Origin of the sequence: Streptococcus sp. k-378 (assembly GCF_013277505.1) — a bacterium.
Classification (GTDB): Bacteria; Bacillota; Bacilli; order Lactobacillales; family Streptococcaceae; genus Streptococcus; species Streptococcus pseudopneumoniae.
On sequence record NZ_VMNC01000054.1, the window covers coordinates 7,421 to 34,385 of the forward strand.

The 26,965-nt window shown below is 40.7% G+C and carries 32 protein-coding genes and 1 riboswitch; of the genes, 20 read left to right on the forward strand and 12 right to left on the reverse strand.

What is annotated here, in order from left to right; all coding sequences use genetic code 11:
- Positions 1-78 precede the first annotated feature (78 nt).
- Together HT719_RS06520 and HT719_RS06525 are read right to left on the reverse strand one after the other, a co-directional pair.
- Positions 79-537 (reverse strand): DUF3021 domain-containing protein, encoded by a 459-nt coding sequence (locus HT719_RS06520; RefSeq protein WP_172922147.1) that lies wholly within the window; start codon positions 535-537, stop codon positions 79-81.
- Positions 534-974 (reverse strand): LytTR family DNA-binding domain-containing protein, encoded by a 441-nt coding sequence (locus tag HT719_RS06525; RefSeq protein WP_172922146.1) that lies wholly within the window; start codon positions 972-974, stop codon positions 534-536. The genes HT719_RS06520 and HT719_RS06525 overlap by 4 nt, the downstream gene beginning before the upstream one ends.
- A gap of 205 nt (positions 975-1,179) precedes the next feature.
- Between HT719_RS06525 and mutL the strand changes: the two genes are divergently transcribed.
- Positions 1,180-3,129 carry a DNA mismatch repair endonuclease MutL gene (gene mutL, locus HT719_RS06530; RefSeq protein WP_172922145.1) on the forward strand — a complete coding sequence of 650 codons (1,950 nt, stop codon included), beginning with the start codon at positions 1,180-1,182 and terminating at the stop codon, positions 3,127-3,129.
- 324 nt (positions 3,130-3,453) lie between these two features.
- Here the strand turns inward: mutL and ribE (HT719_RS06535) are convergent, their stop codons facing one another.
- Genes ribE (HT719_RS06535) through ribD form a run of 4 tightly spaced genes read right to left on the reverse strand, consistent with a single transcriptional unit; the run spans position 3,454 to position 6,867 of the window.
- Positions 3,454-3,921, reverse strand: coding sequence for a 6,7-dimethyl-8-ribityllumazine synthase (ribE, locus tag HT719_RS06535; protein WP_001099497.1), 468 nt, complete (start codon positions 3,919-3,921; stop codon positions 3,454-3,456).
- Positions 3,922-5,127, reverse strand: coding sequence for a bifunctional 3,4-dihydroxy-2-butanone-4-phosphate synthase/GTP cyclohydrolase II (locus HT719_RS06540; RefSeq protein ID WP_031222701.1), 1,206 nt, complete (start codon positions 5,125-5,127; stop codon positions 3,922-3,924).
- Positions 5,128-5,146: 19 nt separating this feature from the next.
- A complete protein-coding gene (gene ribE, locus HT719_RS06545; protein ID WP_000493842.1) occupies positions 5,147-5,782 on the reverse strand; it encodes a riboflavin synthase in 636 nt (211 codons plus the stop codon).
- On the reverse strand, positions 5,767-6,867 hold the full coding sequence (ribD, locus tag HT719_RS06550; RefSeq protein WP_001284104.1) for a bifunctional diaminohydroxyphosphoribosylaminopyrimidine deaminase/5-amino-6-(5-phosphoribosylamino)uracil reductase RibD: 1,101 nt from the start codon (positions 6,865-6,867) through the stop codon (positions 5,767-5,769). Before ribD ends, ribE (HT719_RS06545) begins: the two co-directional genes overlap by 16 nt.
- A gap of 132 nt (positions 6,868-6,999) precedes the next feature.
- Positions 7,000-7,114, reverse strand: a riboswitch (FMN riboswitch).
- 156 nt (positions 7,115-7,270) lie between these two features.
- On the opposite strand from ribD, the gene ruvA reads away from it, so the two are divergent.
- Genes ruvA through HT719_RS06565 form a run of 3 tightly spaced genes read left to right on the forward strand, consistent with a single transcriptional unit; the run spans position 7,271 to position 9,111 of the window.
- Positions 7,271-7,864, forward strand: coding sequence for a Holliday junction branch migration protein RuvA (gene ruvA / locus HT719_RS06555; protein ID WP_172928615.1), 594 nt, complete (start codon positions 7,271-7,273; stop codon positions 7,862-7,864).
- Between the two features lie 9 nt (positions 7,865-7,873).
- A complete protein-coding gene (locus tag HT719_RS06560; RefSeq protein WP_119946706.1) occupies positions 7,874-8,437 on the forward strand; it encodes a DNA-3-methyladenine glycosylase I in 564 nt (187 codons plus the stop codon).
- On the forward strand, positions 8,434-9,111 hold the full coding sequence (locus tag HT719_RS06565) for a type II CAAX endopeptidase family protein (protein WP_172928617.1): 678 nt from the start codon (positions 8,434-8,436) through the stop codon (positions 9,109-9,111). Before HT719_RS06560 ends, HT719_RS06565 begins: the two co-directional genes overlap by 4 nt.
- Before the next feature lie 154 nt (positions 9,112-9,265).
- On the opposite strand, the gene HT719_RS06570 is transcribed toward HT719_RS06565, so the two are convergent.
- The 6 genes from HT719_RS06570 to HT719_RS11610 form a co-directional block, all read right to left on the reverse strand.
- Entirely contained in the window at positions 9,266-10,297 is a 1,032-nt protein-coding gene (locus HT719_RS06570; protein ID WP_172928619.1) for a S66 peptidase family protein, read from the reverse strand.
- 272 nt (positions 10,298-10,569) lie between these two features.
- Entirely contained in the window at positions 10,570-11,247 is a 678-nt protein-coding gene (locus HT719_RS06575; protein WP_172928621.1) for a DUF1129 domain-containing protein, read from the reverse strand.
- An 11-nt stretch (positions 11,248-11,258) separates the two neighbouring features.
- Positions 11,259-12,203 (reverse strand): magnesium transporter CorA family protein, encoded by a 945-nt coding sequence (locus tag HT719_RS06580; RefSeq protein WP_000815629.1) that lies wholly within the window; start codon positions 12,201-12,203, stop codon positions 11,259-11,261.
- A 160-nt stretch (positions 12,204-12,363) separates the two neighbouring features.
- Positions 12,364-13,530: a site-specific integrase gene (locus HT719_RS06585; RefSeq protein ID WP_172928623.1), complete on the reverse strand. Its 1,167-nt coding sequence runs from the start codon at positions 13,528-13,530 to the stop codon at positions 12,364-12,366.
- A gap of 177 nt (positions 13,531-13,707) precedes the next feature.
- Complete coding sequence (dinD, locus tag HT719_RS06590) at positions 13,708-14,559, reverse strand: DNA damage-inducible protein D (RefSeq protein ID WP_172928625.1); 852 nt, start codon at positions 14,557-14,559, stop codon at positions 13,708-13,710.
- Between the two features lie 422 nt (positions 14,560-14,981).
- Positions 14,982-15,470: a helix-turn-helix transcriptional regulator gene (locus HT719_RS11610; protein ID WP_240148099.1), complete on the reverse strand. Its 489-nt coding sequence runs from the start codon at positions 15,468-15,470 to the stop codon at positions 14,982-14,984.
- A gap of 184 nt (positions 15,471-15,654) precedes the next feature.
- On the opposite strand from HT719_RS11610, the gene HT719_RS06600 reads away from it, so the two are divergent.
- The 16 genes from HT719_RS06600 to HT719_RS06670 all read left to right on the forward strand — a co-directional run bounded on the left by HT719_RS06600 (position 15,655) and on the right by HT719_RS06670 (position 26,937).
- The gene (locus HT719_RS06600) at positions 15,655-15,849 is read left to right on the forward strand and encodes a helix-turn-helix transcriptional regulator (protein ID WP_000794674.1); all 195 of its coding nucleotides are present in this window, start codon (positions 15,655-15,657) and stop codon (positions 15,847-15,849) included.
- 19 nt (positions 15,850-15,868) lie between these two features.
- Positions 15,869-16,615, forward strand: coding sequence for a BRO family protein (locus HT719_RS06605; RefSeq protein ID WP_172928627.1), 747 nt, complete (start codon positions 15,869-15,871; stop codon positions 16,613-16,615).
- The gene (locus tag HT719_RS06610) at positions 16,606-17,232 is read left to right on the forward strand and encodes a Rha family transcriptional regulator (protein WP_172928629.1); all 627 of its coding nucleotides are present in this window, start codon (positions 16,606-16,608) and stop codon (positions 17,230-17,232) included. Before HT719_RS06605 ends, HT719_RS06610 begins: the two co-directional genes overlap by 10 nt.
- 266 nt (positions 17,233-17,498) lie before the next feature.
- A complete protein-coding gene (locus HT719_RS06615; protein WP_172928631.1) occupies positions 17,499-18,008 on the forward strand; it encodes a hypothetical protein in 510 nt (169 codons plus the stop codon).
- A gap of 1 nt (position 18,009) precedes the next feature.
- Positions 18,010-18,225, forward strand: coding sequence for a hypothetical protein (locus HT719_RS06620; protein WP_172928633.1), 216 nt, complete (start codon positions 18,010-18,012; stop codon positions 18,223-18,225).
- Positions 18,222-18,563 carry a DNA-binding protein gene (locus HT719_RS06625; RefSeq protein ID WP_050146686.1) on the forward strand — a complete coding sequence of 114 codons (342 nt, stop codon included), beginning with the start codon at positions 18,222-18,224 and terminating at the stop codon, positions 18,561-18,563. The genes HT719_RS06620 and HT719_RS06625 overlap by 4 nt, the downstream gene beginning before the upstream one ends.
- On the forward strand, positions 18,556-18,837 hold the full coding sequence (locus HT719_RS06630) for an XRE family transcriptional regulator (protein ID WP_172928635.1): 282 nt from the start codon (positions 18,556-18,558) through the stop codon (positions 18,835-18,837). The genes HT719_RS06625 and HT719_RS06630 overlap by 8 nt, the downstream gene beginning before the upstream one ends.
- The gene (locus tag HT719_RS06635) at positions 18,824-19,612 is read left to right on the forward strand and encodes a DnaD domain protein (protein WP_045605149.1); all 789 of its coding nucleotides are present in this window, start codon (positions 18,824-18,826) and stop codon (positions 19,610-19,612) included. Before HT719_RS06630 ends, HT719_RS06635 begins: the two co-directional genes overlap by 14 nt.
- Positions 19,613-19,627: 15 nt before the next feature.
- Positions 19,628-20,452 carry an ATP-binding protein gene (locus tag HT719_RS06640; protein ID WP_172928637.1) on the forward strand — a complete coding sequence of 275 codons (825 nt, stop codon included), beginning with the start codon at positions 19,628-19,630 and terminating at the stop codon, positions 20,450-20,452.
- Positions 20,453-20,477: 25 nt separating this feature from the next.
- Positions 20,478-20,936 carry a hypothetical protein gene (locus HT719_RS06645; RefSeq protein WP_172928639.1) on the forward strand — a complete coding sequence of 153 codons (459 nt, stop codon included), beginning with the start codon at positions 20,478-20,480 and terminating at the stop codon, positions 20,934-20,936.
- An 82-nt stretch (positions 20,937-21,018) separates the two neighbouring features.
- The gene (locus tag HT719_RS06650) at positions 21,019-21,522 is read left to right on the forward strand and encodes a hypothetical protein (protein WP_172928641.1); all 504 of its coding nucleotides are present in this window, start codon (positions 21,019-21,021) and stop codon (positions 21,520-21,522) included.
- A 54-nt stretch (positions 21,523-21,576) separates the two neighbouring features.
- A complete protein-coding gene (locus HT719_RS06655; RefSeq protein WP_049523637.1) occupies positions 21,577-21,891 on the forward strand; it encodes a hypothetical protein in 315 nt (104 codons plus the stop codon).
- A 111-nt stretch (positions 21,892-22,002) separates the two neighbouring features.
- Positions 22,003-22,395, forward strand: a complete 393-nt coding sequence (locus tag HT719_RS06660; protein WP_138700093.1) for a transcriptional regulator — start codon at positions 22,003-22,005, stop codon at positions 22,393-22,395.
- Between the two features lie 53 nt (positions 22,396-22,448).
- The gene (locus tag HT719_RS11925) at positions 22,449-22,583 is read left to right on the forward strand and encodes a hypothetical protein (protein ID WP_275690479.1); all 135 of its coding nucleotides are present in this window, start codon (positions 22,449-22,451) and stop codon (positions 22,581-22,583) included.
- 468 nt (positions 22,584-23,051) lie between these two features.
- Positions 23,052-25,883 (forward strand): excinuclease ABC subunit UvrA, encoded by a 2,832-nt coding sequence (gene uvrA, locus HT719_RS06665; protein WP_172928643.1) that lies wholly within the window; start codon positions 23,052-23,054, stop codon positions 25,881-25,883.
- On the forward strand, positions 25,876-26,937 hold the full coding sequence (locus HT719_RS06670) for a Xaa-Pro peptidase family protein (protein ID WP_023939696.1): 1,062 nt from the start codon (positions 25,876-25,878) through the stop codon (positions 26,935-26,937). The genes uvrA and HT719_RS06670 overlap by 8 nt, the downstream gene beginning before the upstream one ends.
- Positions 26,938-26,965: the final 28 nt, after the last annotated feature.

Here is a 26,965-nt window from a genome sequence, read left to right on the forward strand (position 1 = left end):
TTTTCATTGAGTATAAGGTGCAGCAGGATAAAGAAAAACCGAGAAGTTTCTTTCTCGGATTTGCTTATTATGAGGTTCTTACTTTTTATGCTCCAAGAGTTGATTGATGTGATCTACTTTTTTAGCTTCTCTTTTATAAAGAATAGCCCAAATGATGAGGTAGACAATCGCAAACTCGATAATGAGCTGGAGATAGAAGAACCAGTGGAAAGGGAACCAACCTGCCAGAGTTGCCAGTGGGACAAAGCCAGCCAGCATAAGGAAGAAATGAGTCAGAGTGGCACGGAGCATGCTCCAGTCACGGCTGAATAATCGTTTACCAAAGTTGAAGAGAATACCGATGGCTGCCCAGATAAGAGTACAGTAGAGCAAGACCAGGGCACCGTGAACCTGATGCTGAGCCATCACTTGGCCGATGATAGAGTAGGGATTTAGTGGTGCGTAGGTATTTGGTGCATAAATGAGTGAAAAGATGATAGAGAGGATGAGGCCGATGAGGACACCAGTAGCTGCGTCGTGGAAGATTTGTTTTTTCATAGTTCTAATTTCTCCTTGATGGTTTTTAGATAACGGCGTGAAGAGTAGGTGAAGTTTTCATTTTTTAGAAAGATTTCTACTAGGCCGTTGGGCGTAAGCTTGAGATGGGAGATGGAGTCGATATTGATGATTTCTGATTGGGAAATTTGGATAAAATTGCTTGGCAAGAGTTCAAGGATCTGATAGAGTCGTAAGTCAATGGTGTAGGTCTGACTTGCTGTTTCTGCTAGAACCTTCCGATTCTCGATATAGAAGCGTTGAATCTTGCCAATCTCAACGAGATAGACCTGATTATTGATTTTCCCTTTGATTTTTTCTGTTAGATCCAGATTTTCTGCGAACTCGATGACTTTCTGGACTTTATCTGTTGGCTGAGGTGCTTGAACAATCAGCTTTTCCTCTTCGTAAGTTTCACTAATCTGTAGTTCTACTTTCATAAATTTCTCTCCTTTTTCGTTATACAAGGTTGTGATCACTTCCTGTATATCTTTATTAAACACTATTTTCCAGACCCTTGCAAGGGACTTTGTCTATGTGGAGAGATTTGGCTCCTATGTGGTGGAGCTTTTTTGTCCTATCTGAAATATGGTATAATAGCACTAATCAATTTCTAGGAAAACAGATATAGAAAGGGGCTGAAAGATGTCTCATATTATTGAATTGCCAGAGGTGCTGGCAAACCAGATTGCAGCTGGAGAGGTTATCGAGCGTCCAGCTAGCGTTGTTAAGGAGCTGGTAGAAAATGCCATTGACGCGGGCTCTAGTCAGATTATCATTGAGATTGAGGAAGCTGGTCTCAAAAAGGTTCAAATCACGGATAACGGTCATGGAATTGCCCACGATGAGGTGGAGTTGGCCCTGCGTCGCCATGCGACCAGTAAGATAAAAAATCAAGCAGATCTCTTTCGGATTCGGACGCTTGGTTTTCGTGGTGAAGCCTTGCCTTCTATTGCGTCTGTTAGTGTCTTGACTCTGTTAACGGCGGTGGATGGTGCTAGTCATGGAACCAAGTTAGTCGCGCGTGGGGGTGAAGCTGAGGAAGTCATCCCAGCGACTAGTCCTGTGGGAACCAAGGTTTGTGTGGAGGATCTCTTTTTCAACACGCCTGCCCGTCTCAAGTATATGAAGAGCCAGCAAGCGGAGTTGTCTCATATCATTGATATTGTCAACCGTCTGGGCTTGGCCCATCCTGAGATTTCTTTTAGCTTGATTAGTGATGGCAAGGAAATGACGCGGACAGCAGGGACTGGTCAACTGCGCCAAGCAATCGCAGGGATTTACGGTTTGGTCAGTGCCAAGAAGATGATTGAAATTGAGAACTCTGACCTAGATTTCGAAATTTCAGGTTTTGTGTCTTTACCTGAGTTGACTCGGGCTAACCGCAATTATATCAGCCTCTTCATCAATGGCCGTTATATCAAGAACTTCCTGCTCAATCGTGCTATTTTGGATGGTTTCGGAAGCAAGCTTATGGTTGGACGTTTTCCACTGGCTGTCATTCACATCCATATCGACCCTTATCTAGCGGATGTCAATGTGCATCCAACTAAGCAAGAGGTGCGGATTTCCAAGGAAAAAGAACTGATGACCCTGGTTTCAGAAGCTATTGCAAATAGTCTCAAGGAACAAACCTTGATTCCAGATGCCTTGGAAAATCTTGCCAAATCGACCGTGCGCAATCGTGAGAAGGTGGAGCAAACTATTCTCCCACTCAAAGAAAATACGCTCTACTATGAGAAAACTGAGCCGTCAAGACCTAGTCAAACTGAAGTAGCTGATTATCAGGTAGAATTGACTGATGAAGGGCAGGATTTGACCCTGTTTGCCAAGGAAACCTTGGACCGATTGACCAAGCCAGCAAAACTGCATTTTGCAGAGAGAAAGCCTGCTAACTACGACCAGCTAGACCATCCAGAGTTAGATCTTGCTAGCATCGATAAGGCTTATGACAAACTGGAGCGAGAAGAAGCATCCAGCTTCCCAGAGTTGGAGTTTTTCGGACAAATGCACGGGACTTATCTCTTTGCCCAAGGGCGAGATGGACTTTACATCATAGATCAGCACGCTGCTCAGGAACGGGTCAAGTACGAGGAGTACCGTGAAAGCATTGGCAATGTTGACCAGAGTCAGCAGCAACTCCTAGTGCCCTATATCTTTGAATTTCCTGCGGATGATGCCCTGCGTCTCAAGGAAAGAATGCCTCTCTTAGAGGAAGTGGGCGTCTTTCTAGCAGAGTACGGAGAAAATCAATTTATTTTACGTGAACATCCTATTTGGATGGCAGAAGAAGAGATTGAATCAGGCATCTATGAGATGTGCGACATGCTCCTTTTGACCAAGGAAGTTTCTATCAAGAAATACCGAGCAGAGCTGGCTATCATGATGTCTTGCAAGCGATCTATCAAGGCCAATCATCGTATTGATGATCATTCAGCTAGACAACTCCTCTATCAGCTTTCTCAATGTGACAATCCCTATAACTGTCCTCACGGACGTCCTGTTTTGGTGCATTTTACCAAGTCGGATATGGAAAAGATGTTCCGACGTATTCAGGAAAATCACACCAGTCTCCGTGAGTTGGGGAAATATTAAAAGTATAAAAAAGTCTGGGAAAAATTTTCAAAATCAGAAAAACGCATAAAATCAGGTGTTCAAAAACCTTGATTTTATGCGTTTTATCATGGAAATAGTTACTTCATTTTTTCCTAATTCTTTTCGAAAATCTCTTCAAACCATGTCAGTTTTATCAGTAATCTCAAAACAGTGTTTTGAGCTAATTTTGCTAGTTTTGTCTGTAACATCGAAGTTGTGTTTTACCACTCTGCGACTGGTTTCCTAGTTTGCTCTATGATTTTCACAGAGTATTAAATTGCGATTTTGCCAAGTTTCTTTATTCGTCTAAAAGTAGAGTCTGTTCTATGCGTCTAATGTACGAATTAGGTTGACCATTTCAATAGCGCCTTGTGCACACTCAGAACCCTTATTTCCTGCTTTAGTGCCAGCTCGTTCTATGGCTTGTTCAATTGTATCTGTCGTTAGCACACCAAACATAACTGGGATTTCGCTATTTAAACTGATTTGGGCGATTCCCTTAGATACCTCGCTACATACATAATCATAATGACTTGTATTCCCTCTAATGACAGCTCCCAAGCAGATAATTGCATCATATTTTTTACTTTTTGCCATTTTTGATGCAATCAGAGGTATTTCAAAAGCTCCTGGAACCCAGGCTACCTCGATATCTTTCTCGTTTACATTCTCTCTTTTGAGATTATCCAGTGCTCCAGATAATAATTTTGAAGTTATAAATTCATTAAATCTCGCTACAACAATACCGATTTTAATATCGTTCGCTACTAAATTACCTTCATAAGTGTTCATTTATTTTTCCTCCATATTTAAAATGTGACCCATTCGATTTTTCTTTGTTTCTAAATAAAAACTATCGTAAGGATTGGCTTCTATTTCGATTGGTATTCTACTGGAAATGGTAATTCCATATTTTTCTAACTGTTCAACTTTGTCAGGATTATTTGTCAGTAAATGTAGTGACTGTAGTCCTAGGTCTTTAAGCATTTGTGCTCCAATATGATATTCTCTTAAATCACCTTCAAAGCCTAATGCAAGATTGGCATCAAGCGTATCCATGCCTTGATCTTGTAAATGATAGGCTTTTAATTTATTGATAAGTCCAATTCCTCGTCCCTCCTGTCGCAAGTAAAGTAAGACACCCGAACCATTCTCAACAATCATTTTCATAGCTTTATCGAATTGCTGTCCACAATCGCAACGTAAAGAGCCTAAAACATCTCCTGTTAAACATTCGGAGTGGACCCGACATAATACATTGGCTTCATCCTCTATGTTTCCCATAATAAGAGCAAGATGATGTTCCCCATTTAGTTTATCTATATAGCTAATTGCTTTGAAATTACCGTATCTAGTAGGCATATTGACAGTTGAAACTCGTTCTACCAGCTGATCATATACTTTTCTATATTCTTGTAATTCTTTGATGGTAATTAGTGGAATCTTGTGTTTCTTCGAGAACTGAATTAAATCATCTGTTCTCATCATTTTGCCATCATGATTCATTATTTCACAACATAGGCCACACTCTTTTAGTCCAGCTAATTTTAATAAATCAACAGTTGCTTCTGTGTGTCCATTTCTTTCTAGAACACCACCTTTTTTTGCAATTAAAGGAAACATGTGTCCTGGCCTGCGAAAATCAGAGGGTGTTATATCTTCAGCTACACACATACGTGCGGTCAGTCCTCTTTCCTCGGCAGAAATACCTGTGGTCGTTTCTTTATAATCAATTGAAACTGTAAAAGCAGTCTTATGATTATCTGTATTGTTTTCAACCATAGGTGAAAGCATTAATTGATTAGCTAAACTTTCGCTCATAGGCATACAAATTAATCCTTTGGCATAAGTAGCCATAAAATTAACATTTTCTGTTGTAGCTGCTTGTGCAGAACAAATTAAGTCTCCTTCATTTTCTCTATCCTTATCGTCTATAACAAGAACAAGTCGTCCCTTCTGCAATGCTTCTAATGCTTCTTGTATTTTTCGATATTCCATTGACTGATTATCCTTTCTGCTAAAATCCATTTTGATATAATAGTTCCTTAGATATTTCTGATTTTGGAGAATTATCCATCAGTTTTTGCACATATTTACCTAAGATATCATTTTCAAGATTTACTGTACTCCCGACTTGTTTACTCTTAAGAATGGTTTGTTCCAAGGTATGAGGGATAACAGATACTGAAAAGTTTACTTTGGAGACTTTAGCGACAGTCAGACTAATGCCGTCAATTGTAATAGATCCTTTTTCAACTATTAAATCTAAAATTTCTTTTTGTGTGTTGATTTGATACCATACAGCATTATCATCTTTTTTTATTGACGAGATTTTTCCTGTACCATCAATGTGTCCTGTAACGACGTGACCCCCAAGTCGACCGTTGACAGATAAGGCTCTTTCTAGATTCACCTCACTTCCATGTTTTAATAGAGTAAGAGCTGTTCGACTCCATGTTTCATTCATTACATCAACTGTAAAGGATTGATGATTGAAATGAGTAACTGTAAGACAGATACCATTTACTGCTATACTATCGCCTAAATGGATATCCGTTAATATTTTTGAGGCTTTAATTGATAGTTTACAATTACGAGAGTCTTTCTGTATTCTTTCAACTTTTCCGATTTCTTCAATTATTCCTGTGAACATGGATAAATCACTTCACTTTCTATGAGATAGTCATTTCCTATTTGAGAAAAAGCATAAGGTTTCAATCTAATAGCGTCATTTGGCAAAGAAATGCCTTCACCTCCGACAGGAAACTTGGCACTGCCTCCAAAAATTTTTGGTGCAATATATATTTTCAGCTCATCAACAATTTGTTGTTCCAAAGCACTCCAATTCATTAGACTGCCCCCTTCTAGAACTAGGCTATCAATCTGCATGTTTCCTAGATGTTGCATTAAACTCGATAAGTCTATATGATTGCCTTTTTTCTTTATGGAAAGTATTTCACAGCCATGATTTTGATATAGCTTCATTTTATTTTTGTCTTCAGAGGAAGTGGCAATGTAAGTTTTAATATCATTTGCTGTTTTTACGATTTTAGAGGTAAGAGGAGTTCGTAAATGTGTATCGCATATGATACGGATAGGATTTTTCCCTTCCTCCAATCTACATGTCAGCAAAGGATCGTCTTGAATAACAGTATTGACTCCCACCATAATTGCACTAACATGGTGTCGTAACTGATGCACATGCTTTCTTGCTTCTTCTTCAGTAATCCATTTGGATTGATTTGTTTTAGTGGCTATTTTTCCATCCATTGACATTGCATATTTCATAAAAACATAGGGTACATGCTGGGTAATATACTTTCTAAAACTTTTTATTAAGTTAAGACACTCATTTTCTAAAATTCCAACAGTAACTTGAAGATTATTTTCCTCAAGTATCTTTACTCCTTTTCCAGATACAATAGGATTACAGTCTAGGCTTCCAATGACTACTCTTGTAATACCACTATCGATTATAGCATCTATACAGGGAGGTGTTTTCCCGAAGTGACAACAGGGTTCAAGTGTTACATAAAGCGTCGCTCCGACAGGGGATTTTCTACAGTTTTTAAGAGCATTTCTCTCAGCATGTGGGCCACCAAAAAACTCATGATAACCTTGTCCGATGATGTGATTATCTTTTACAATAACTGCGCCGACCATAGGATTGGGGTTGACGTAACCAGCCCCTTTTTGTGCCAGTTTTATTGCTAATTTCATATATTTTGAATCGCTCATCTCACTACCTCCAAAAAATATACCTTGAATAGGGAACTACTCAAGGCATACAAAAGAAAACTTATGCGATTAACAAAAATGCTCTGAAATGACAAGTAATCATTTCAGAGCACGCAAAAAGCACAAATATACTTTTATCTTCTTTCATCCAGACTATACTGTCGGCTTTGGAATTTCACCAAATCATGCCTTTCGGCTCGTGGGCTATACCACCGGTAGGGAATTGCACCCTGCCCTGAAGATAGTTATTCAATTACAGATGATTATAGTACTTAATTTTGAATATGTCAACAGATAAATACCGATTGTTTTTGATATACTGTATTTGTGATAATCGATTCTCGCTCCTCGGATAAAGAAAATATGATATACTAGATAAACGAAATAAGAGAGAAGGAACACTATGTACGCATATTTAAAAGGAATCATTACCAAAATTACTGCCAAATACATTGTTCTTGAAACCAATGGTATTGGTTATATCCTGCATGTGGCCAATCCTTATGCCTATTCAGGTCAGGTTAATCAGGAGGCTCAGATTTATGTGCATCAGGTTGTGCGTGAGGACGCCCATTTGCTTTATGGATTTCGCTCAGAGGATGAGAAAAAGCTCTTTCTTAGTCTGATTTCGGTCTCTGGAATTGGTCCTGTATCAGCTCTTGCTATTATCGCTGCTGATGACAATGCTGGCTTGGTTCAAGCCATTGAAACTAAGAACATCACCTACTTGACCAAATTCCCTAAAATTGGCAAGAAAACAGCCCAGCAGATGGTGCTGGACTTGGAAGGCAAGGTAGTAGTTGCAGGAGATGACCTTCCTGACAAGGTGGCAGTGCAAGCTAGCGCTGAAAACCAAGAACTGGAAGAAGCCATGGAAGCCATGTTGGCGCTGGGCTACAAGGCAACCGAGCTCAAGAAAATCAAGAAATTCTTCGAAGGAACGACAGATACAGCTGAGAACTATATCAAGTCGGCCCTTAAGATGTTGGTCAAATAGGAGTAGAGCATGACAAAACGTTGTTCGTGGGTCAAGATGACCAATCCGCTCTACATCGCCTATCATGATGAGGAGTGGGGCCAGCCCCTCCATGATGACCAAGCATTGTTTGAGTTGTTGTGTATGGAAACCTATCAGGCAGGCCTGTCTTGGGAAACGGTGCTCAACAAACGACAAGCCTTCCGAGAAGCCTTTCATGGCTATCAAATTCAAGCGGTCGCAGAGATGACCGACACCGAATTGGAAAACTTGCTGGATAATCCAGCCATTATCCGAAATAGAGCCAAGATTTTTGCTACACGCGCTAACGCCCAAGCATTTTTACGACTACAGGCAGAGTACGGCTCTTTTGATGCCTATCTTTGGTCTTTTGTTAAGGGGAAAACTGTCGTTAACGATGTTCCTGATTATCGCCAAGCCCCAGCTAAAACGCCCTTATCTGAGAAATTAGCCAAAGATCTCAAAAAACGAGGCTTCAAGTTCACAGGCCCAGTCGCCGTATTGTCTTTTCTACAGGCTGCAGGGCTAGTTGATGACCACGAGAATGATTGTGAGTGGAAAGGTCTTAAATGATGTCTAACAAAAATAAGGGGATTCTGATTTTTGCGATTCTCTATACAGTCCTCTCTGTGTTTGATGGCGTTAAATTGCTGGCTTCTTTAATGCCATCTGCCATTGCAAATTATCTTGTTTATGTAGTTTTAGCTCTATATGGCTCCTTCTTGTTCAAGGATAGATTGATCCAACAATGGAAGGAGATTAGAAAGACTAAAAGAAAATTCTTCTTTGGAGTCTTAACAGGATGGCTCTTTCTCATTCTGATGACTGTTGTCTTTGAATTTGTATCAGAGATGTTGAAGCAGTTTGTGGGACTAGATGGACAAGGTCTAAACCAGTCGAATATTCAAAGTACCTTTCAAGAACAACCACTACTGATAGCTGTTTTTGCTTGTGTCATTGGACCTCTGGTAGAAGAATTATTTTTCCGTCAGGTCTTATTGCATTACTTGCAGGAACGGTTGTCAGGTTTACTAAGCATTATTCTGGTAGGACTTGTTTTTGCTCTGACTCATATGCACAGCTTGGATTTGTCCGAGTGGGTTGGTGCAGTCGGTTATCTAGGTGCTGGTCTTGCCCTTTCTATTATTTTTGTGAAAGAAAAGGAGAATATCTATTATCCCCTACTTGTTCACATGTTAAGCAACAGCCTCTCCTTAATCATTTTAGCTATCAGTATAGAGAAATGAAATAAGAACAGGACAAATCGATCGGGACAGTCAAATCGATTTCTAACAATGTTTTAGAAGTAGAGGTGTACTATTCTAGTTTCAATGTGCTGTAATATGTGATGAAAATGCCAGTAATGATACCGAGAAAAAAGCTGAGAAACTTTTCCCAGCTTTATTTGTTATAGTCAAAGCGAATGACTTGTTCCTGTGCATCTACATGAGCATGGACCCCAAAGGGTACAATTGCTCTTGGAGTTGCGTGGCCGACATTCAGATTATAGACAATCGGGATATTGCTGTCAATGATATCCAATAGTGCCTCTTGATAGTCGTCATGGAAAGTTTCATCCATAGGTTTTCCGACCAAGAGTCCATTGATGACCGCGAATATGCCAGTGTCCTTTAAAGTTAGCAACATCTTTTTGAAGTCTTCTGTCTTAGGCTTTTCTTCGCTTGTTTCGAGCAAGAGGATTTTCCCTTCCCAGTCTGACAAGTCAGGGAAAAGTTTGTATTTTTGGCAGAGCTCCGTGCTATCTGCGTATCGAGAGTTGTCAAAGATATCGTAGAGGGATTCTAGGCAACCACCGAGGATTTTCCCCTCGAACTGGGCACTTCCTTGCAACAAGTCAAAACCTGTATTTGTATGACTGACACGAGGTGTTCCCAGGGCCGTGGGACTAAAATCAGTTCGTTCCTCATACCAAACGTCACTAGGGCGGATTTCTGAAATTCTTCCCGTCTCAATCAATTCTTTAAAGTAGTGAAGGCTATAGGCTAGCATTTCTTTGTCTAATTCACAAATGTCTGCTAAAAAGGATTGACCATAAAAAGTCTTGATTCCTAATTTATGCAACATGAGGTGGTTCATGGTTGTATCCGAGAAGCCAAGAAAAATTTTTTGTTTGATAACCTTTTGGAGTTGGTCATTTTCAAAAAGATAAGGTAGTAAGCGATATGTATCGTCTCCACCGATGGCACATAGGATCATATTGATGCTATCATCAGAAAAGGCATGAATCAAATCCTCTGCACGCGCTTCAGGATGGTCCTTGATAAAGTCTAATCCTTTTAACGAATGGGGCAAAAAGATAGGATTGAGTCCCAGATCCTTGAGACGTTGGATACCCAAGTCTACTTCGTGTTTGACAAAGTCCTCTCCGATAATGCCACTAGATAAACTAACAATACCAATAGTAGAAATCATATCTGATCCTCCTAGAAATAGATTGATACTCTTCGAAAATCTCTTCAAACCACGTCAGCTTTGCCTTGCCGTATATATGTTACTGACTTCGTCAGTTCTATNNTTTGAGCAACCTGCGGCTAACTTCCTAGTTTGCTCTTTGATTTTCATTGAGTATGAGCCTATTTTATCACAAAAGATAAGAGAAAGCTATGTGGGATTTCAGAAGAATGCTTTTAAATTAAGAAAGTAGTAAAAAGCAACCGCACCTGCAGTTGCTTTTATGATTATTCTTAATAGCGTGTTGGTCCTGCACTTGCGCTGCGGATGTTCAAGCGTTTCTTGAGATAGAAGCGAAGGACTAGGAGGGCTGCTCCGATAATAGCCAGTGGCACTGGAGCGAGTACGGGGTTAAGGCTAGCTGGTAGGAAGCTTGTTGCAAAGAAGACAAGCAACCAAAGGAACATAGAAGCTAGGATAACTAGTACAGATTTCCAGAAAGGCGGACGTTGGCTGCGGTCCATATCTGGTCCATAGTATTGGTAAACAAAGTAGTACATCAAGTAGAAGGCAAATCCACCAACCAGTCCAACTAAGAGGAGGGTAATCAATCCATAGCCGAAAGCTTGATCTGCTGAGAAGAAGGTTGTGAGGGCGCTGACGAGGGCGAAGAGGCTAGTGATGAAAAGGGCTGAGTCCATAATCATGAGTTTTGGATCATCATTTTCTTTTGGATGCTCTTTTTCATATTGCTCCTTGACAGTGAAGCTGTGAGCCCAGTGAGTTGGTGCACCGTAGAGGGAACGGGCAGTTGTACCTTTAGATTGCTCCTCAAGGATTTGGGGAATGACTTCCTCAAAAATAGTTTGGATTTCAGCGTCTGTTTTCCCATCTTTGATGAATTGTTGGGTAGCAATGTGGACAAACTCTTGGTTTTTCTTAGTTAATTTTTGTAGATCAATTTGAGACATAGGAACTCCTCTTAGAACCATTTTTTATGGATGAGATAGAGAGTGAGCGAGACACTCATAGCAAAGGCGATAAAGACGATTAACCAAAAGGCATTTGGCTCTCCGTTTAGGGGGATTTCATTATCCTTAAAGTTCATCCCGTAGGCAGAAAAGACCATGGTTGGGATGGACATGACGATGGTCACAAGAGCCAAGGTTTTCATGATGTTGTTCTGGTTGTTAGAAATGATAGAGGCGAAGGTCTCTGTCATAGAATGCAAGACGTTTCCATAAATGTCTGCCATCTCGATGGCCTGTTGGGTTTCAATCAGGGTGTCTTCAAGCAGGTCTTCGTCCTCAAGGTATTTCTTGATATTGCTGGTTGAACTGGTCAATTTCTTAATCACGCGCTCATTTGTTTTGAGGGAGGCTTTGAAATAGACGATAGTTTTTTCCAATTCCATGAGCTCAATCAATTCTTCATTACGAGTTGATTGATGCAGTTGACTTTCGATTTGTTCACTCTTGCGGTCGATTGAACGAAGGGCTGTTAGGTAAAGCTCTGCATTGCGATAAAGAATTTGAAAGATAAAACGTGAACGCATGAAGGTATAGAAATTACGCAATCGACGGTTGATAAAGACATCAAGGACAGGTAGTGGTTCCAAACACGTAGTGATAATGGTTTCCTCAGTGATGATAATACCAAGCGGTATGGTTACGTAGTAGGTGCGGTTATTTCTTTCCTCCGTGACCGGCACGTCTACGATAATCAGGGTATACTCGTCTTCAATGGTAATACGAGACATTTCTTCCGCATCGAGCGGTGCTCGAAGGTCGGCAATATCAATATCGAAGGTGTTGGCGATTTCGAGTGATTCATTTTGAGTCGGATTGACGAGATTGATCCAAGTACCCGGTTCAAGCGTATCGATCTCTTTAAATTCAGTTGTTGTAGAGAGAAAAACTTGTTTCATATCCCTTATCCTTTCTCGTTTTTCAGATTTTTTCACACCGTACTATTATACTACAAAATCGGCTTTTTTCAAATAAAATCTTACAAAGACACCGTTATTATTGGCTTTTTGCTTTGTCTTGAAACGTTGATTTTTGAATTTGCTCCCCTTTTTGCTCCCCCTATAGTGCTTTTAGTGCAGTTTCGTAGAATGAGACTGCTTTTTTTGCGTTCTCTTTTGATAGGTGGCTATATATATCCATGGTCATTGATAAAGTGGAATGACCTAGGCGGTACTGGAGTTCCTTGTATGGTATTCCAGAGTTAAGCAAGAGACTAGCGTGAGTGTGACGGAATCCGTGAAAGCCAATGTTAGGAACATCAGCACGCTTAAAATGTGTTTGCAATCTTCTTTTAAGCCTTGAACTGCTAGGATACTCATGAATGAAATCAGAAAATACCACGCTTTCACGTTGCCCTATCTTCCAGGCCTCTTTAGTTTGGCGCAGTTTGTACTGCTTTAGCATGCTAACAGTCGCTTGATCTATATCTATATCCCGATAACTAGCCTTAGATTTTGGGCTATTGATTTCTAGATCCCGATTTAGTGTTTTGGTAATATGCACAACGGCATTATCTAAGTCTATATCAGACCAAGAAAGGGCTAAAGCTTCATTGATACGGCAACCAGTAGCCAATAGGAACTTATAGAGCGTTGTCTCATAGTAGTAACGATATCTATCGCTATCTAAATTATCGAGATAACCAAGAAATTTTTTTAGTTCTTGATTTTCAAAGTGTTTTACCTTTCGGCGCTTTGCTTTCTGAGTGTTGCGAGGTAAAACAACATCACGGGCAGGGTTGGACGGTATAGCTTGCATGGTTACGCCATACTGTAAGATACGTTTGTTTAAAGCGTGTATCTTGTCATAATGTAGAAAAGCCCCTTTTTCCCCTCTATTAGTCTTGTCAGCAAGTTCGTTGATAATTGACTGGATAAGTGGAGTAGTGAGCTTATCGAGCTTATAAGCCCCAAAAATAGGCAATATATGATTATCGATTAGCTTTCTAACATTGCCTTGAGTGTTTGGCTTAACCGTATTCTTATAACTTTCCAACCAGAGATTAGCTAATTCTTGATAGTTTTTTATGGTAACAGCCTTTTGTCTGGTAGATCCTGCTTTTTGAAAAGCTATTTTTTCTTTAGTGACCTTTTGCTTTACCTCTTTATGTGTCCGACCTGTTACTTTGGTTTTTACTTTCTTTCCTGTTACCTGGTCAACTCCTAGATATACATTAGCACGATAGACTTTACTACCGTCTTTTTTTATAACTTCAGTTATTTTCATGATGATAAACCTTTCTAAAATACATCAGCAGGCAAGCCATTATTAAAAAGGTTTTAGATTGTGGTTTAAATCATGCTAGGGCTTCATAGTTTGCCCTGTATTCAATTTTAAAGAGTCAGGCGGCAAATAATACCAGAGTTTGAAACAAGGCGGATATGGGGTTAATATGGCCCACTATTACATATCATCAAATAATGAAAGTTGGTTATTATCAGCTTGTTTTTCAAGTTCTTTCTGTTTATTTTTCAACTCTTGTATACTTTCACGAGGAGTAGGGAGATTCTCCGGCATAGTTGTTCCGAGTTCTTTCATGGTATTTCTAATGGTTCGGCCTACGTTGAAATGGGTATCATTTGCGAGGTCTTCGCCTTTTATGTTTCTACGTCGTAGAACTTCGTCGGTCTGAGTGGCACGGAATAAGTTAGCGGCTAATTCAGCACTTCCCATAAAGTCTAAAATATGTTCACCTTCATTTAGTTCTTTGAGGTTATGGATATCCTGCATAGTCAACCCACCATATAAGCCCTGATATCCTGAGTTGTGAAATCGGCCAAAGTTTTTAACACCGGCATTGCCAGCAGATTCAGATAACGATTTATTGTGATGTTTTATTTCATCACGGATAGCAATGCGTTTCTGATCTTCAGTAAGTTGATTAAAATCATCGTGTAGTTCTTGCTGACGGGTTTTAATAGCAAAATATGATTGCCCTAGTGCAATGACCTCTTTTCTAGGGTCGCCATTTTGGACAATCAAATAGCAGGCATAGCGAGAGAGTTTAATATCTGCAATTTCTCGCGTTCCAAAATTAAGTTGTACAGTTTTGTTGACGTCAACAAAATTGGCAACCACGCGCTTTCCGGAGTTTTCACAGGCTATTTTTGCTTTGTCTATAACTTGGTTAAAGTTACGCCACTCCATATATTCTAGAATGGTTTGTAGTTCTCTGGCGTACCAAAATTCTACTCCATTTTCGTCTATGTGTTTGATATTTTCAAAAGTTAATTCATCGTACTGTTGAAGTTCCATAATAAAGTATCCTTTCTAAAATATTGTAAGTGGTTGACATTTGTTGACATCAACAAAATTGGTAGATATGGGGCTTATATAGGCTTGAAGCTTGAGCGAACCACGAGAATCCACGCGCTTCAGGATTGTTGGACATTGTGGCGCGTGGGTATGCTATAGGTCGCATTTTAAATGCAAGAGTGGTATAATCATGTTGTAAATACCTAACCTTTCGCTTATTTTCAGTTAGGTACTATTAGACAAGTTGGCAGTAGCTAGCTTGTCTTTTTTGTTGCTATTTTACAATTTTGCCGTTTTTTGCGCTTTAGTCTGTAAAATCGGCTTTCTATTCGTCAATTTCCCCCGTTTTTGCACAATAGATAGTAAGAAGTGGAGAACTATTTGCTATTTTTTCGTTTTTTGCAAAATAGAGGTACTATTATTTACATTTTTCTACAAAGTGATTCTAGTAAATCAAGCAATATTGTTTTTTCCTTTTCTCCAAGAGTAAGAAAGCCTACGAGTAATAAAGCCTCGCGCTCTTTTTTTTGAAGAAGTAAATTATAAACGGCAGGTAAAACATCAAGAGCGTCAGGAGATTCGAAAACTTTCTTGATGAATCGTTTATTACCTGTAAGAGATTCTAAATAACCTTCTACAAAAGCTAATGAATTTATCATTTCTTTTTTTTCATCATGATTTTTAAACTCTCCGTTTCTTGACATATTTAAAATTATATCTAAACTTTCATAGCCTAACAGATATCCAACGCTTACCCCTAAGTATTTAGCAAGTTGCTGGGCTTTTTCTGGTTTAATTTGGCTTTCTCCGTTTTCCCAGCGTGATAGAGTCTTTTCTGATATGCTCATTTCTTTTGCTATTTCCTTTTGAGATAGCTTTTTTTCTTTACGTAACTCTTTTAATCTATTCATTTATATCAACACCTTTCAAATGTATTATATCATTCTTTTTCTTGAACCAGACAAAAAAAGTCCAATAAAATAAAAAATATCCTTGACAAAGACAAAAAGTGTCTGAACAGAACCTCCAGCATAACACTTTTCAATCTATTCTGCTGGAGGTTGATTTTAAAAATAATAGAAAGAGGTAAGACATTTGAAAAATAATATGCGTGTTATTTTAGCAAAGAAACGCTTGAAGGTGGCAGATGTTGCAAGAGAAACAGGGCTATCAAAAAGCACTTTGACGGCATTGTATTATGAGCGTTCAAAAAATCCGACTTTTGAGACATTGCAGAAAGTAGCTGACTTTTTAGAAGTTACGATTGATGACTTGTTAAAGGTTGGATAAATAGAAAGGCAGGCAAGCAATGAAGAGGAACTATACAAGGGTCATCGATGAAATGCGAACCACTCACGGGTTGAACTTGGTAGCTATTGGCCAACGAATAGGCATAGACCCCCGAACGGTTGGCAAGTGGGCACAGGGCAAGCATAAGCCCAACAAGGAAAGCAGAAAAAGACTAAACAAGTTATACAGAGAGGTCAAGCAAGACATGACAACACAAGTAAGTATTTTTGAAGAGACAACAGACCAAGGGCAACTATTGCAGGTTGTCACTACTACTATTTTCCACGGTCAAGCGTTGGATATCTACGGAGATTTTGACAACCCACTTTTTAGAGCTGGGGAGGTTGCTAGAATGATTGACTACTCAAATAGTAGTTTGAGCAAGTTTCTTGAAATGGTAGACCAAGACGAAAAGGACAAGAAGAAAGTTCTTACCCCTGGAGGCGTTCAGCAAGTCTGGTTTTTAACTGAGCAAGGATTATATGAGATTCTATTCCAATCACGCAAACCAAAAGCAAAAGAGTTTAAGAAATGGGTTAAGCAAGTATTAAAAGATATTAGAAAACAAGGCTACTACATGGAAGGGGAACTGGTGGAAGAACCACAGACCACTATAAAAGCCCCTAACACGTTGGTAGAGGCAGAGCGGTATTATATCGATACACTAGCCAAAGCCATTGCAGAGGCTCAAAATATGGACGAGAAGAGCCGTCTGACAAGCAAGCTAACCAGATTCATGCAGGAGGTAGAAGCACAATGGAACTAGTCTACATGGACGGTAAGAAAGAGCCGTATACACTAAGCAGTATCGTTGCAGAATGCACGGGATTGCACCATCACACAATAACCAAGACGATCCGCAAACATCAAGTAAGATTTGAACAGTTCGGAAAGGTTGGATTTAAAATCCAAGCTATGGAAAGTGGCCAGAATACCAAGGACTATATTTTGAACGAACAACAAGCGACCTTGTTAGTTACATTCTTAAAGAACACCGAGCAAGTGGCCAACTTCAAAACCAACCTGGTCAAATCCTTCTTTGAAATGCGTGAGGAACTTTCTAAGTTTCGTATGCAGAGGGCGCTAGAAAAGCCAAAAAGAAAAACACTGCATGACAGCATTGAGAATTGGGAACAAGCCCCAAAGCACGCGCATAGCACCATGAACAACTTGCTACTGAAGGCAGTGACCGACAGGAACGCTAAGCAGTTAAGGGAAGAACGTGGGGGCTACAATGGCATCGATAGCTTGACCAGTGACGAGCTGGAGCAATATCAAGCCTTTGAGGATATGGTAATAGCCATGATTGGCTTGAATATGAGTTACCAAGAAATCAAGGCTATGGCATTCAGAAATAAAAATACACGCCAAAGAAGCGCGTGAGAGCAACAAAAAAAGGCTTAGCAATAACCACACCGCAGAGCCTTTAACACTAACACTAAAACGAATTTAACAAAAAGCAGGCAAGCTATTATCAAAGAGGTTTTAGTAAGATTTATACCTAGATTATAGCATATTTAGGGCAATTTGACCATACGGAGAGCGCCAACTCTTAAAACTGGTACTTTCTCACGCTTTCAATTTGGCGACTCTGAGCGTGAGGATATCCTGTATAGTAAACAACCATTAAAAGGCCAACGGAGGAAAATATGATAGCAGATCAATTAGAAGCTATTTCAACAAATTTAGAAGAAATACAAGAAATTCTTGTAGGAGATGGAACTGCATTAGCTAAAAGGGAAATCAGTAAAGTATTGAACGACTTAGACGATATTTATAATGAACTAACTAGCACAGAATACCATGAACAACAGGAAACACTCAAGGAACAGACGGAAAGGATGAAACAGAGAGTAGTATCTGAGGTAATAGGAGAATTAGAGTGGAGAGAATATTCATATTATAAAAATTTTTGGGGGGATATGGATCTTTTAAAATGCCTTTCTAATTTTGATGGATTTCTTTTTTTGAGTACTTACCTAGCTGAAATAACTAAAGAAAATGGCTATCCTATGAATCGAAGTCAATTATTAAATTACGTCTGGGAACTTTTGGCAGTTGATATTGCAAAGAAAAAACGAGGGCAAAAGAACCTCTTGGATTTATGGACAAGTTCGACTGAGTACACCCGTAGCAAGATGATTTATGAGGAAAACTGACATGAATGAACTAGATTTAACCAATACACAGGCGCTTACCTTTTCCGTGGTACTGATTGGCTTACTGGTCTATCTAAACCACCGAGATCGCAAAAAAAGCGCCCAATTTGAGCGAGAAAACCAACAGACGATAGAAACACCTAACGAGGATTTAAACCCTGAATATGGGCGATATATCCAGCTTGCAGGGGTCAACGTATGGGGAGAAACTGAATGAGTCTATCAGAGAATGACAAACGAGTATTAAGACTAATCAAAGTGGGGGCTGAGAACTCCATAACAGGGGCAGAAATCAGCCTGATCACTAAGCTAGCAGAAAGAACCGTGCAAGATATTATCAGCCGTCTGATCACGCGCTACGGCGTTCCTATCATCGGGGTACGTCATGGAACATTTAGAGGATATTTTATTCCAGCTAACAAAGAGGAGTTACTGGACGGTGCAAAAACATTTTACAATCAGATACGAGAAGAAGAAAAGCGCCTAACTGTCCTTTTAAATGCTGATTTAGAGAGTTACAAAGAAACCTTGAAGGAGGTGGGCGGATATGTTTAGCCTAAGCCGAGAAAGTGAGCAAGACCTATCGCATGGCATTCTGGAGGTAGTGGAAAGATACCTGGAAGCGCGTGATAGACTCAAACCACGACTGACAGGTTTAATCTCAGCTCAGGAAGTCATGGACGAGTTAGATATAAAATATTTGACGCTCCAAAAGTGGGAAAAAGCTGGGCTAAGACGATACCAGCCCCCGCTAGAAGATACTAGGAAAATCTATTACAAAGTGACGGACATCTGGAAGTTTCTGGGGGTGGAGAATGGCAAAAACTAAAATATATTTTTGGCTAAAAATTGATAAGAAATTTTTTGATAATATTTTTATCAAGAGACTAAAAACGGTACCTGGTGGGTACACTATGACAGTGATTTATATTAGGCTCATGCTAGAGAGCTTAGAAAGTGACTGTATTTTATACTATGAGGGTTACTTTGACAATCTCAAGGAAGAGTTAGCCCTAAAATTAGACGTATCGGAAGATGATATAGATATGACCATGGCATACTTTACTAAGTGTGGTCTAATACAAGTTGATGAAGATAAAAACGCAGAACTACCACAGGCAAAAGCCTTGGTTGAGAGTGAAACAAACTGGGCAAACTATAAACGTGAACAACGAAAAAAAGCAAAATTGGAAGAAGTCCAACCATCTTTGACAATTTCCAATTCGTGTCCAACAGAGATAGAGAAAGAGATAGAGATAGAGAAAGAGTTAGAAGAAGAGATAGAGAAAAAAACTTTTTCTGCTCCTACTGCTGAAATCTCTAACTATTACCAAAAGCGTATAGGGGTTATGGATGGGCAACAATATCAAATACTGACTGACTATCTCACTCTTGACGGTATGGAGCTAGAGGTTATCAAGATTGCCATAGACAAGGCTGCAGATAACGGCAAGCGATCTTTTAGCTATATCAATTCAATACTCAAGAACTGGAGACAGAATGGTATTAGAACCATGGTACAAGTCGAAGATGAACAGAGACTGTTTCAGCAAAAGAAACAAGGTCAGTCTGACGATGATATTCAAGACCCGTTTATCTACTGACGGAGAGGAGAAACAATGGAATTACTGAATACAGACCAGCTCAATGAAAAAATAAAGGTCACTGATGAGCTTTGCCCCACCCATCAGATTAACCTAGTACAATTCAAAAAGCCAGATGGTTATACATCACCCTACTGCATGGAATGTACTAGGGAGAACATCAAACAGACGGAGCTAGAGGGCATAGAAAAAGCCCTAGGTCATGATCTGGACTCTTCAACCTATGATGTGCTAGCGCGTGAAAGTACGGTGTCAAATGAGCTGAGAGAGGCCTCTTTTAGCACTTTCAAAGCCGAGACAAAAGAGGAACACGAGGCCAAGGAGTTTGCTATCAAACAAGCTAAGGAGTACCTAAACGGTATGACAGGAAACACGCTGATTATGGGCAATCCAGGTACTGGCAAAAGTCATTTATGCTATTCTATGGCCAAAGCCATTAACGAGGGCTATAAGTCTAGGAATGAGCCTAAGAGTGTGCTTTTTGTCAGTATTACTGAGATTATCACGCGCATTCAGTCAGGTTGGCAGTATAGACAGAGTGATTTTACAGAGTATGATGCCTTGAAGCTACTGACAGAGGTTGACTATCTCTTTATTGATGATCTAGGCACAGAAAGCGTTATGAACAGCCAAAAAAATGAAGCTAATAATTGGGTACAGGCCTTTCTTTTCAAGATTTTTGATAAGCGAGACACAACTATCATCAACACCAATCACAACGGAAAAGAGCTGGCCAGAATCTATAATGATAAGCTAGTCAGTCGCATTGGAAAACAATCAGAGGGGAACGTATTTATTATTACAGACATTAAAGATAAGAGGATGAAGCGCAATTTTTAACCAAATAAAGAAAGGAGGAAGCCCTATGATAGAACCAGCATACTTTGAACAGGCAGATCAGGAACTGGAGGAACTCAATCGCAAACGTGACGATTTTATGGCGGATGCTACACCAGTATGTATTGAAGATACGCCTAAACTGATTGAACTAGGTGAGAAGCTCCGGACGGAAGACACCAGCATAAATGCCTATGAGTTATACAGACACCCTGAAGCGCGTGCAAAGTTATTCGCCCAAATCGCGGAAGCCTGCTTCTTGCTGATTGTAGATAGCTCACCAGTACCAGTGCAGCCGACACAAGCACATCGGATACATTTTTGCGAGTACTTGGAAGGACAATTCCAGAATATCATTAAGAAGTTGATTGCAGGAACTGACAAGCAAGTTCTAGAGTCTTTACTTGAAGCTTTGCAACTACCCAAAGAAAAACAAGCTCAATTTGTCCGTGATGTGGTAGTAAGTGGCTTACTCAGTGAAGAATAGTAGCAAAGGGGCATTGCCTCTTTTTGTGGTTTCACTACTACTGAACCCAATAGTTTTGGGTTTTTCCATATAGAGGGAAATAATGAAGCAGTTAGCAATAGAAACAATCACTAAACCAATGAAGCTGAGAGGAATAACTAAGGGTATAGCTGAGTTGGACGGTCAACGTTTAGAGATTGATTTGGATAATTTAATGATTGATTTTGGTGGAGAGTCATTTGAATTAGACAGAATAGCAGGAACTAAGGGAGGTTATCGCTATTTCTTTCTTTGCCCTGATTGTGGTAGACGGTGCAGGTTGCTTTATAAACGGTATTTGTATTTTAGTTGCGGTACTTGTCTAGATATCCACAAGAGCACTCTTAACCGTAGTAAAACGGATTGCCAATACTACTGGGAGCTTGCGCTTAGGGAAGCTAGAAAGGTAGAACCAGGGTGGAGTCCTAGACGTGGTGGATATATGTTTGATGGTTTCCCTGAAAGACCAAGGTATATGAAACGTGACAGGTATCATAAGCACTATAAGAAGTTTTTGAAGTATATTAAAAAAGGGGATAGATTTTGGCTGAATGGTTCTAGATTGTGAGACAATATGAAGTAGTGTGCAATTTACAAAACGAACACCGTATAAGGGGGAAATATGGAACGTGATAGCCGAGGGAGATTTTTACCAGGTAACCAAGTAGCAAAAGGCAACAGGGGCAACAGAAAGCCAAAATATGGCAATAGCAACGCTTTGAAGCATGGACTATGCAGAGGATACACTGGACTGTTACCAAGCCGAAAAGGTGGGGTGTCTATATATAAAAATGGTGCATACCTTGGAACACTACCAGACAAGTATTTCCACCATTCTGAAGATGGGGCGCTTTGGGTAGATTATAACGCTTGTCAGTATTTGATTTCGGTTTGTGGCTTACCTGAGAGTATGTTTAGCGAATCAGAAGAATGGTAAGGGGGCATATACTTGAACTCCGAGCGAACGCCGAGAAAACGAAAAAAAGCCAAGGCGCTCCGCCTCAGCTATAATCTCAATAATATTATTATATCACAAAGGAGCGAACTAATGGAGCTGGATAAGTTTAAAACGATGATGAACGTCAGAGAGCGGATGACTTACTTTCTACGTTTCCAGAGGATGGCAGGGAGTGAAAACCAAGTTAGGATAGACGAAGAGGCTTGGAAACTTATCTTACCTGATCGGTGGAATTTGAGTGGTGAACATGAAAAGGCAATCCGTGAGGGGTTGGAGATATTCGCCCATGACATCAACAGTATAGAGAACAAACGAGCCAGAAAATACTTTATTATCCATTATTGCTACATGAGAAAGAAAACTATAAGCGAATGCGTAGAGATGGCAGGTACTAGCTCCACTAGCTACCACCGATACAAACAGATAGCCGTCTTAAACTTTGCGAGAATCCACCAGAACGGAGAGCTAGAAGTGTATAAGTAGGCGTTTGTGGTGTTTTGTTGAGAAATGTTGAGATTTAAGTGAGGGGGGATGACATGATTGAATATTTTTTGATTGATTTGGAGAATATCCAATTAGAGGGTATGGAGATAGATTTAAACATGGATTTTGAAATAGATGTTGACCTTGATGGTTTAGATTTAACCTTACTACAAGAATTAGAAGCGTAAATGTTGGCAAATGTAGGCGTAGGCTTCATATTCGCCCCTATTTCACTTGGTTTCGTACTGGACAACTAAAACACCATGGATAAACTAGAAGCTCTCAGAAACGAATCTGGGGGCTTTTGTGAGGTCATAATCTTATAAACCACGCGCTTCATGGTATAATATACCTATCAGCAACCAGCAATAAAAAAAGCACGTTTGACCGTGCTAGTTTCTTGCCTGCTGAACTCATCGAATTAGTAGCCCTTTCGAGGGCTTTTTTGCTCCCCTTTTTGCGTACTTTAGGGGAGCAAGTAGTAAATAGTAATGTTAGTAATTTTTATTAAAAAGCGCGTGATATAAGGGTTAGGAAGCTCTAAAGAAACATAAAACAAGCAGTTCTTGATTATACTACAAATTCAGCCTTTTGGGTAATAGAATCTCACTTTTTTTGGTATAATGGTAAGCAATAATGGACTAGAAAGAACAAAGATGCAAGATAAAATTGTCATTCATGGGGCGCGTGCCCATAATTTAAAAAATATTGATGTGGAGATTCCGCGAGACAAGTTGGTTGTCGTGACTGGCTTGTCAGGTTCAGGGAAGTCCAGTCTGGCTTTTGATACCCTCTATGCGGAGGGACAACGTCGCTATGTAGAGAGTTTGTCCGCCTACGCTCGTCAGTTCTTGGGAAATATGGAAAAACCAGATGTAGATGCCATTGATGGTCTCAGCCCAGCTATTTCCATCGACCAGAAAACGACTAGTAAAAATCCTCGCTCGACGGTGGGAACGACGACTGAAATCAATGACTATCTGCGTCTCCTCTACGCACGTGTGGGGACGCCTTACTGTATCAACGGACATGGAGCTATCAATGCTTCTTCTGTGGAGCAAATCGTTGATAAGGTTTTGGAGTTACCTGAACGCCAGCGCTTGCAGATTTTGGCCCCTGTCATCCGCAAGAAAAAAGGTCAACATAAGAGTGTTATCGAGAAGGTTCAGAAAGATGGGTATGTCCGTGTCCGTGTGGATGGGGAAGTCTATGATGTGACCGAAGTGCCAGACTTGTCCAAGAGCAAGCAACACAATATCGATGTCGTGGTTGACCGTATTGTCATCAAGGAGGGCATTCGTAGTCGTCTCTTTGATTCCATTGAGGCTGCCCTTCGTATCGCAGAAGGCTATGTCATTATCGACACTATGGACGATTCGGAGTTGCTCTTCTCTGAGCATTATGCCTGCCCAGTTTGTGGCTTTACTGTTCCAGAGTTAGAGCCACGTCTCTTCTCCTTCAATGCTCCTTTTGGCTCTTGTAGTGAGTGTGACGGTTTGGGCATCAAGTTGGAGGTGGATACTGATTTGGTAGTGCCAGACGCCAGCAAGACCTTACGTGAGGGAGCGCTAGCACCTTGGAATCCTATCTCATCCAACTACTATCCAAACATGCTAGAGCAGGCTATGACGACCTTTGGAGTGGATATGGATAAGCCTTTTGAGGACTTGTCAGAAGAAGATAAAAACTTGATTCTCTACGGCTCAGATGGCAAGGAATTCCATTTCCACTATGAGAATGAATTTGGTGGTGTGCGCGATATTGACATTCCTTTTGAGGGAGTTATCAATAATATCAAGCGTCGTTATCACGAGACAAACAGCGATTATACCCGCACCCAGATGCGTCTCTACATGAATGAGCTGACCTGCGGAACCTGTCACGGCTATCGTCTCAATGACCAGGCCTTGTCTGTCCGTGTTGGTGGCGAGCAAGGACCACATATCGGAGAAATCTCAGACCTGTCTATCGCAGACCACTTGGAGTTGGTGAGCCAGTTAACCTTGTCTGAAAATGAAGCCATCATTGCTCGCCCTATTCTCAAGGAAATCAAGGATCGTTTGACCTTCCTCAATAACGTGGGCCTTAACTATCTAACCTTGTCACGTTCGGCAGGAACCCTTTCGGGTGGGGAAAGTCAGCGTATTCGTTTGGCAACCCAGATTGGCTCCAACCTCTCAGGTGTCCTCTATATCCTAGATGAGCCGTCAATCGGTCTTCACCAGAGGGATAATGATCGTCTGATTGCCAGTCTCAAAAAGATGCGTGACTTGGGCAATACTCTCATAGTAGTGGAACATGACGAAGATACCATGCGTGAGGCTGATTATCTGATTGACGTTGGTCCTGGTGCGGGAGTATTTGGTGGGGAGATTGTCGCCGCAGGTACGCCTAAACAGGTTGCTCGCAACAGCAAGTCTATCACAGGCCAGTACTTGTCAGGCAAACGTGCCATTCCAGTACCAGACGAGCGCCGTGTAGGAAATGGTCGTTTTATCGAAGTGACAGGAGCGCGTGAGAACAACTTGCAAAATATAACGGCTCGCTTCCCACTAGGAAAATTTATCGCAGTGACAGGTGTGTCGGGCTCAGGGAAATCAACCTTAATCAACAGCATCCTCAAAAAAGCTATTGCCCAGAAGCTCAACCGTAATTCAGATAAGCCTGGTAAGTTTAAAAAGATTACAGGGATTGAGCATGTAGACCGCTTGATTGACATTGACCAGAGTCCAATTGGACGAACTCCTAGGTCCAACCCAGCTACCTATACAGGAGTTTTTGACGATATACGTGACCTATTTGCTCAGACAAATGAAGCCAAAATTCGAGGCTACAAGAAGGGGCGTTTCAGTTTCAACGTCAAGGGTGGTCGTTGTGAAGCCTGCTCAGGTGATGGGATTATCAAGATTGAGATGCACTTCTTGCCAGATGTTTATGTGGCTTGTGAAGTTTGCCACGGAACCCGCTACAACAGTGAAACCCTAGAAGTACACTACAAGGAAAAAAATATCTCGCAGGTCTTGGACATGACTGTTAACGATGCGGTAGAATTTTTCCAACATATTCCGAAAATTCAACGTAAACTTCAGACCATCAAGGATGTGGGACTGGGATATGTAACGCTAGGACAACCAGCTACCACCCTTTCTGGGGGAGAAGCCCAGCGTATGAAGCTGGCTAGTGAACTCCACAAACGATCGACAGGAAAATCTTTCTACATTCTGGATGAGCCGACGACAGGTCTTCATACCGAGGATATCGCTCGCTTGCTCAAGGTTTTAGCTCGCTTTGTCGATGATGGCAATACAGTTCTTGTCATTGAGCACAATCTGGATGTTATCAAGACGGCAGACCATATTATTGACTTGGGACCTGAGGGCGGTGTCGGTGGTGGAACCATCATCGCAACAGGAACTCCAGAAGAAGTAGCGGCCAATGAAGCCAGCTACACAGGACATTATTTGAAAGGAAAGTTACATCATGAATAAACGTGTACAAGCATTTCTAGCTAAAATGCAAGAAAAAGAACTAGATGGTATCATCATCAATAACCTTAAAAACGTCTATTACCTGACTGGTTTTTGGGGCTCAAACGGAACAGTCTTTATCAGCCGTGACCGTCAGGTCTTGGTGACAGACTCTCGCTATATCATTGCAGCCAAGCAAGAAACCAGTGGTTTTGAGATTGTGGCTGACCGTGATGAATTGGCTGTCATTGCAGGCATTGTTAAGGACATGGGCTTGTCTCGAATCGGTTTTGAAGATGAGATTTCAGTTTCTTATTATCATCGTATGCAGGCCGCCTTTGAAGGAATTGACTTGCTTCCACAAACTCAATTTGTTGAAGGACTCCGAATGATTAAGGATGAAGCGGAGATTGCAGCTATTCGCAAGGCTTGTTCTATCTCAGACCAAGCTTTCCGAGATGCGCTTGACTTTATCAAGCCAGGAAAGACTGAAATTGAGATTGCCAACTTCCTTGACTTCCGTATGCGGGAGCTAGGAGCATCTGGCTTGTCTTTTGACACCATTCTAGCTAGCGGTATCAATTCTTCCAAACCCCATGCCCATCCTATGCACAAACCAGTGGAGCTAGGAGAAGCTATTACCATGGACTTCGGTTGCCTCTACGACCACTATGTCAGTGATATGACACGGACTATCTATCTGGGGCATGTCAGCGACGAGCAAGCAGAGATTTACAATACAGTTCTAAAAGCTAACCAAGCCTTGATTGAACAGGCTAAGGCTGGCTTAGGTTTCCGTGACTTTGACAAAATTCCTCGTGATATTATCATCGAGGCAGGCTATGGTGACTACTTTACCCACGGTATCGGACACGGTATTGGACTGGATATCCATGAAGAGCCTTACTTTAGCCAAACTTCTACAGAAACTATTAAGGCAGGTATGGCCTTGACCGATGAACCAGGTATCTATATCGAAGGCAAATATGGCGTTCGTATCGAGGATGATATCCTGATTACAGAGACAGGTTGTGAATTATTGACCCTAGCTCCAAAAGAGTTGATAGTCATTTAGTTGTTTGTCAAGAAAAAAGTACGAAAAT

Bases quoted from the DNA above. Each gene is read 5' to 3' on its own strand.
- HT719_RS06520 (WP_172922147.1), bottom strand. From the start codon at position 537: ATGAAAAAACAAATCTTCCACGACGCAGCTACTGGTGTCCTCATCGGC.
- HT719_RS06525 (WP_172922146.1), bottom strand. From the start codon at position 974: ATGAAAGTAGAACTACAGATTAGTGAAACTTACGAAGAGGAAAAGCTG.
- mutL (WP_172922145.1), top strand. From the start codon at position 1,180: ATGTCTCATATTATTGAATTGCCAGAGGTGCTGGCAAACCAGATTGCA.
- ribE (WP_001099497.1), bottom strand. From the start codon at position 3,921: ATGAACACTTATGAAGGTAATTTAGTAGCGAACGATATTAAAATCGGT.
- HT719_RS06540 (WP_031222701.1), bottom strand. From the start codon at position 5,127: ATGGAATATCGAAAAATACAAGAAGCATTAGAAGCATTGCAGAAGGGA.
- ribE (WP_000493842.1), bottom strand. From the start codon at position 5,782: ATGTTCACAGGAATAATTGAAGAAATCGGAAAAGTTGAAAGAATACAG.
- ribD (WP_001284104.1), bottom strand. From the start codon at position 6,867: ATGAGCGATTCAAAATATATGAAATTAGCAATAAAACTGGCACAAAAA.
- ruvA (WP_172928615.1), top strand. From the start codon at position 7,271: ATGTACGCATATTTAAAAGGAATCATTACCAAAATTACTGCCAAATAC.
- HT719_RS06560 (WP_119946706.1), top strand. From the start codon at position 7,874: ATGACAAAACGTTGTTCGTGGGTCAAGATGACCAATCCGCTCTACATC.
- HT719_RS06565 (WP_172928617.1), top strand. From the start codon at position 8,434: ATGATGTCTAACAAAAATAAGGGGATTCTGATTTTTGCGATTCTCTAT.
- HT719_RS06570 (WP_172928619.1), bottom strand. From the start codon at position 10,297: ATGATTTCTACTATTGGTATTGTTAGTTTATCTAGTGGCATTATCGGA.
- HT719_RS06575 (WP_172928621.1), bottom strand. From the start codon at position 11,247: ATGTCTCAAATTGATCTACAAAAATTAACTAAGAAAAACCAAGAGTTT.
- HT719_RS06580 (WP_000815629.1), bottom strand. From the start codon at position 12,203: ATGAAACAAGTTTTTCTCTCTACAACAACTGAATTTAAAGAGATCGAT.
- HT719_RS06585 (WP_172928623.1), bottom strand. From the start codon at position 13,530: ATGAAAATAACTGAAGTTATAAAAAAAGACGGTAGTAAAGTCTATCGT.
- dinD (WP_172928625.1), bottom strand. From the start codon at position 14,559: ATGGAACTTCAACAGTACGATGAATTAACTTTTGAAAATATCAAACAC.
- HT719_RS11610 (WP_240148099.1), bottom strand. From the start codon at position 15,470: ATGAATAGATTAAAAGAGTTACGTAAAGAAAAAAAGCTATCTCAAAAG.
- HT719_RS06605 (WP_172928627.1), top strand. From the start codon at position 15,869: ATGAAGAGGAACTATACAAGGGTCATCGATGAAATGCGAACCACTCAC.
- HT719_RS06610 (WP_172928629.1), top strand. From the start codon at position 16,606: ATGGAACTAGTCTACATGGACGGTAAGAAAGAGCCGTATACACTAAGC.
- HT719_RS06615 (WP_172928631.1), top strand. From the start codon at position 17,499: ATGATAGCAGATCAATTAGAAGCTATTTCAACAAATTTAGAAGAAATA.
- HT719_RS06620 (WP_172928633.1), top strand. From the start codon at position 18,010: ATGAATGAACTAGATTTAACCAATACACAGGCGCTTACCTTTTCCGTG.
- HT719_RS06625 (WP_050146686.1), top strand. From the start codon at position 18,222: ATGAGTCTATCAGAGAATGACAAACGAGTATTAAGACTAATCAAAGTG.
- HT719_RS06630 (WP_172928635.1), top strand. From the start codon at position 18,556: ATGTTTAGCCTAAGCCGAGAAAGTGAGCAAGACCTATCGCATGGCATT.
- HT719_RS06635 (WP_045605149.1), top strand. From the start codon at position 18,824: ATGGCAAAAACTAAAATATATTTTTGGCTAAAAATTGATAAGAAATTT.
- HT719_RS06640 (WP_172928637.1), top strand. From the start codon at position 19,628: ATGGAATTACTGAATACAGACCAGCTCAATGAAAAAATAAAGGTCACT.
- HT719_RS06645 (WP_172928639.1), top strand. From the start codon at position 20,478: ATGATAGAACCAGCATACTTTGAACAGGCAGATCAGGAACTGGAGGAA.
- HT719_RS06650 (WP_172928641.1), top strand. From the start codon at position 21,019: ATGAAGCAGTTAGCAATAGAAACAATCACTAAACCAATGAAGCTGAGA.
- HT719_RS06655 (WP_049523637.1), top strand. From the start codon at position 21,577: ATGGAACGTGATAGCCGAGGGAGATTTTTACCAGGTAACCAAGTAGCA.
- HT719_RS06660 (WP_138700093.1), top strand. From the start codon at position 22,003: ATGGAGCTGGATAAGTTTAAAACGATGATGAACGTCAGAGAGCGGATG.
- HT719_RS11925 (WP_275690479.1), top strand. From the start codon at position 22,449: ATGATTGAATATTTTTTGATTGATTTGGAGAATATCCAATTAGAGGGT.
- uvrA (WP_172928643.1), top strand. From the start codon at position 23,052: ATGCAAGATAAAATTGTCATTCATGGGGCGCGTGCCCATAATTTAAAA.
- HT719_RS06670 (WP_023939696.1), top strand. From the start codon at position 25,876: ATGAATAAACGTGTACAAGCATTTCTAGCTAAAATGCAAGAAAAAGAA.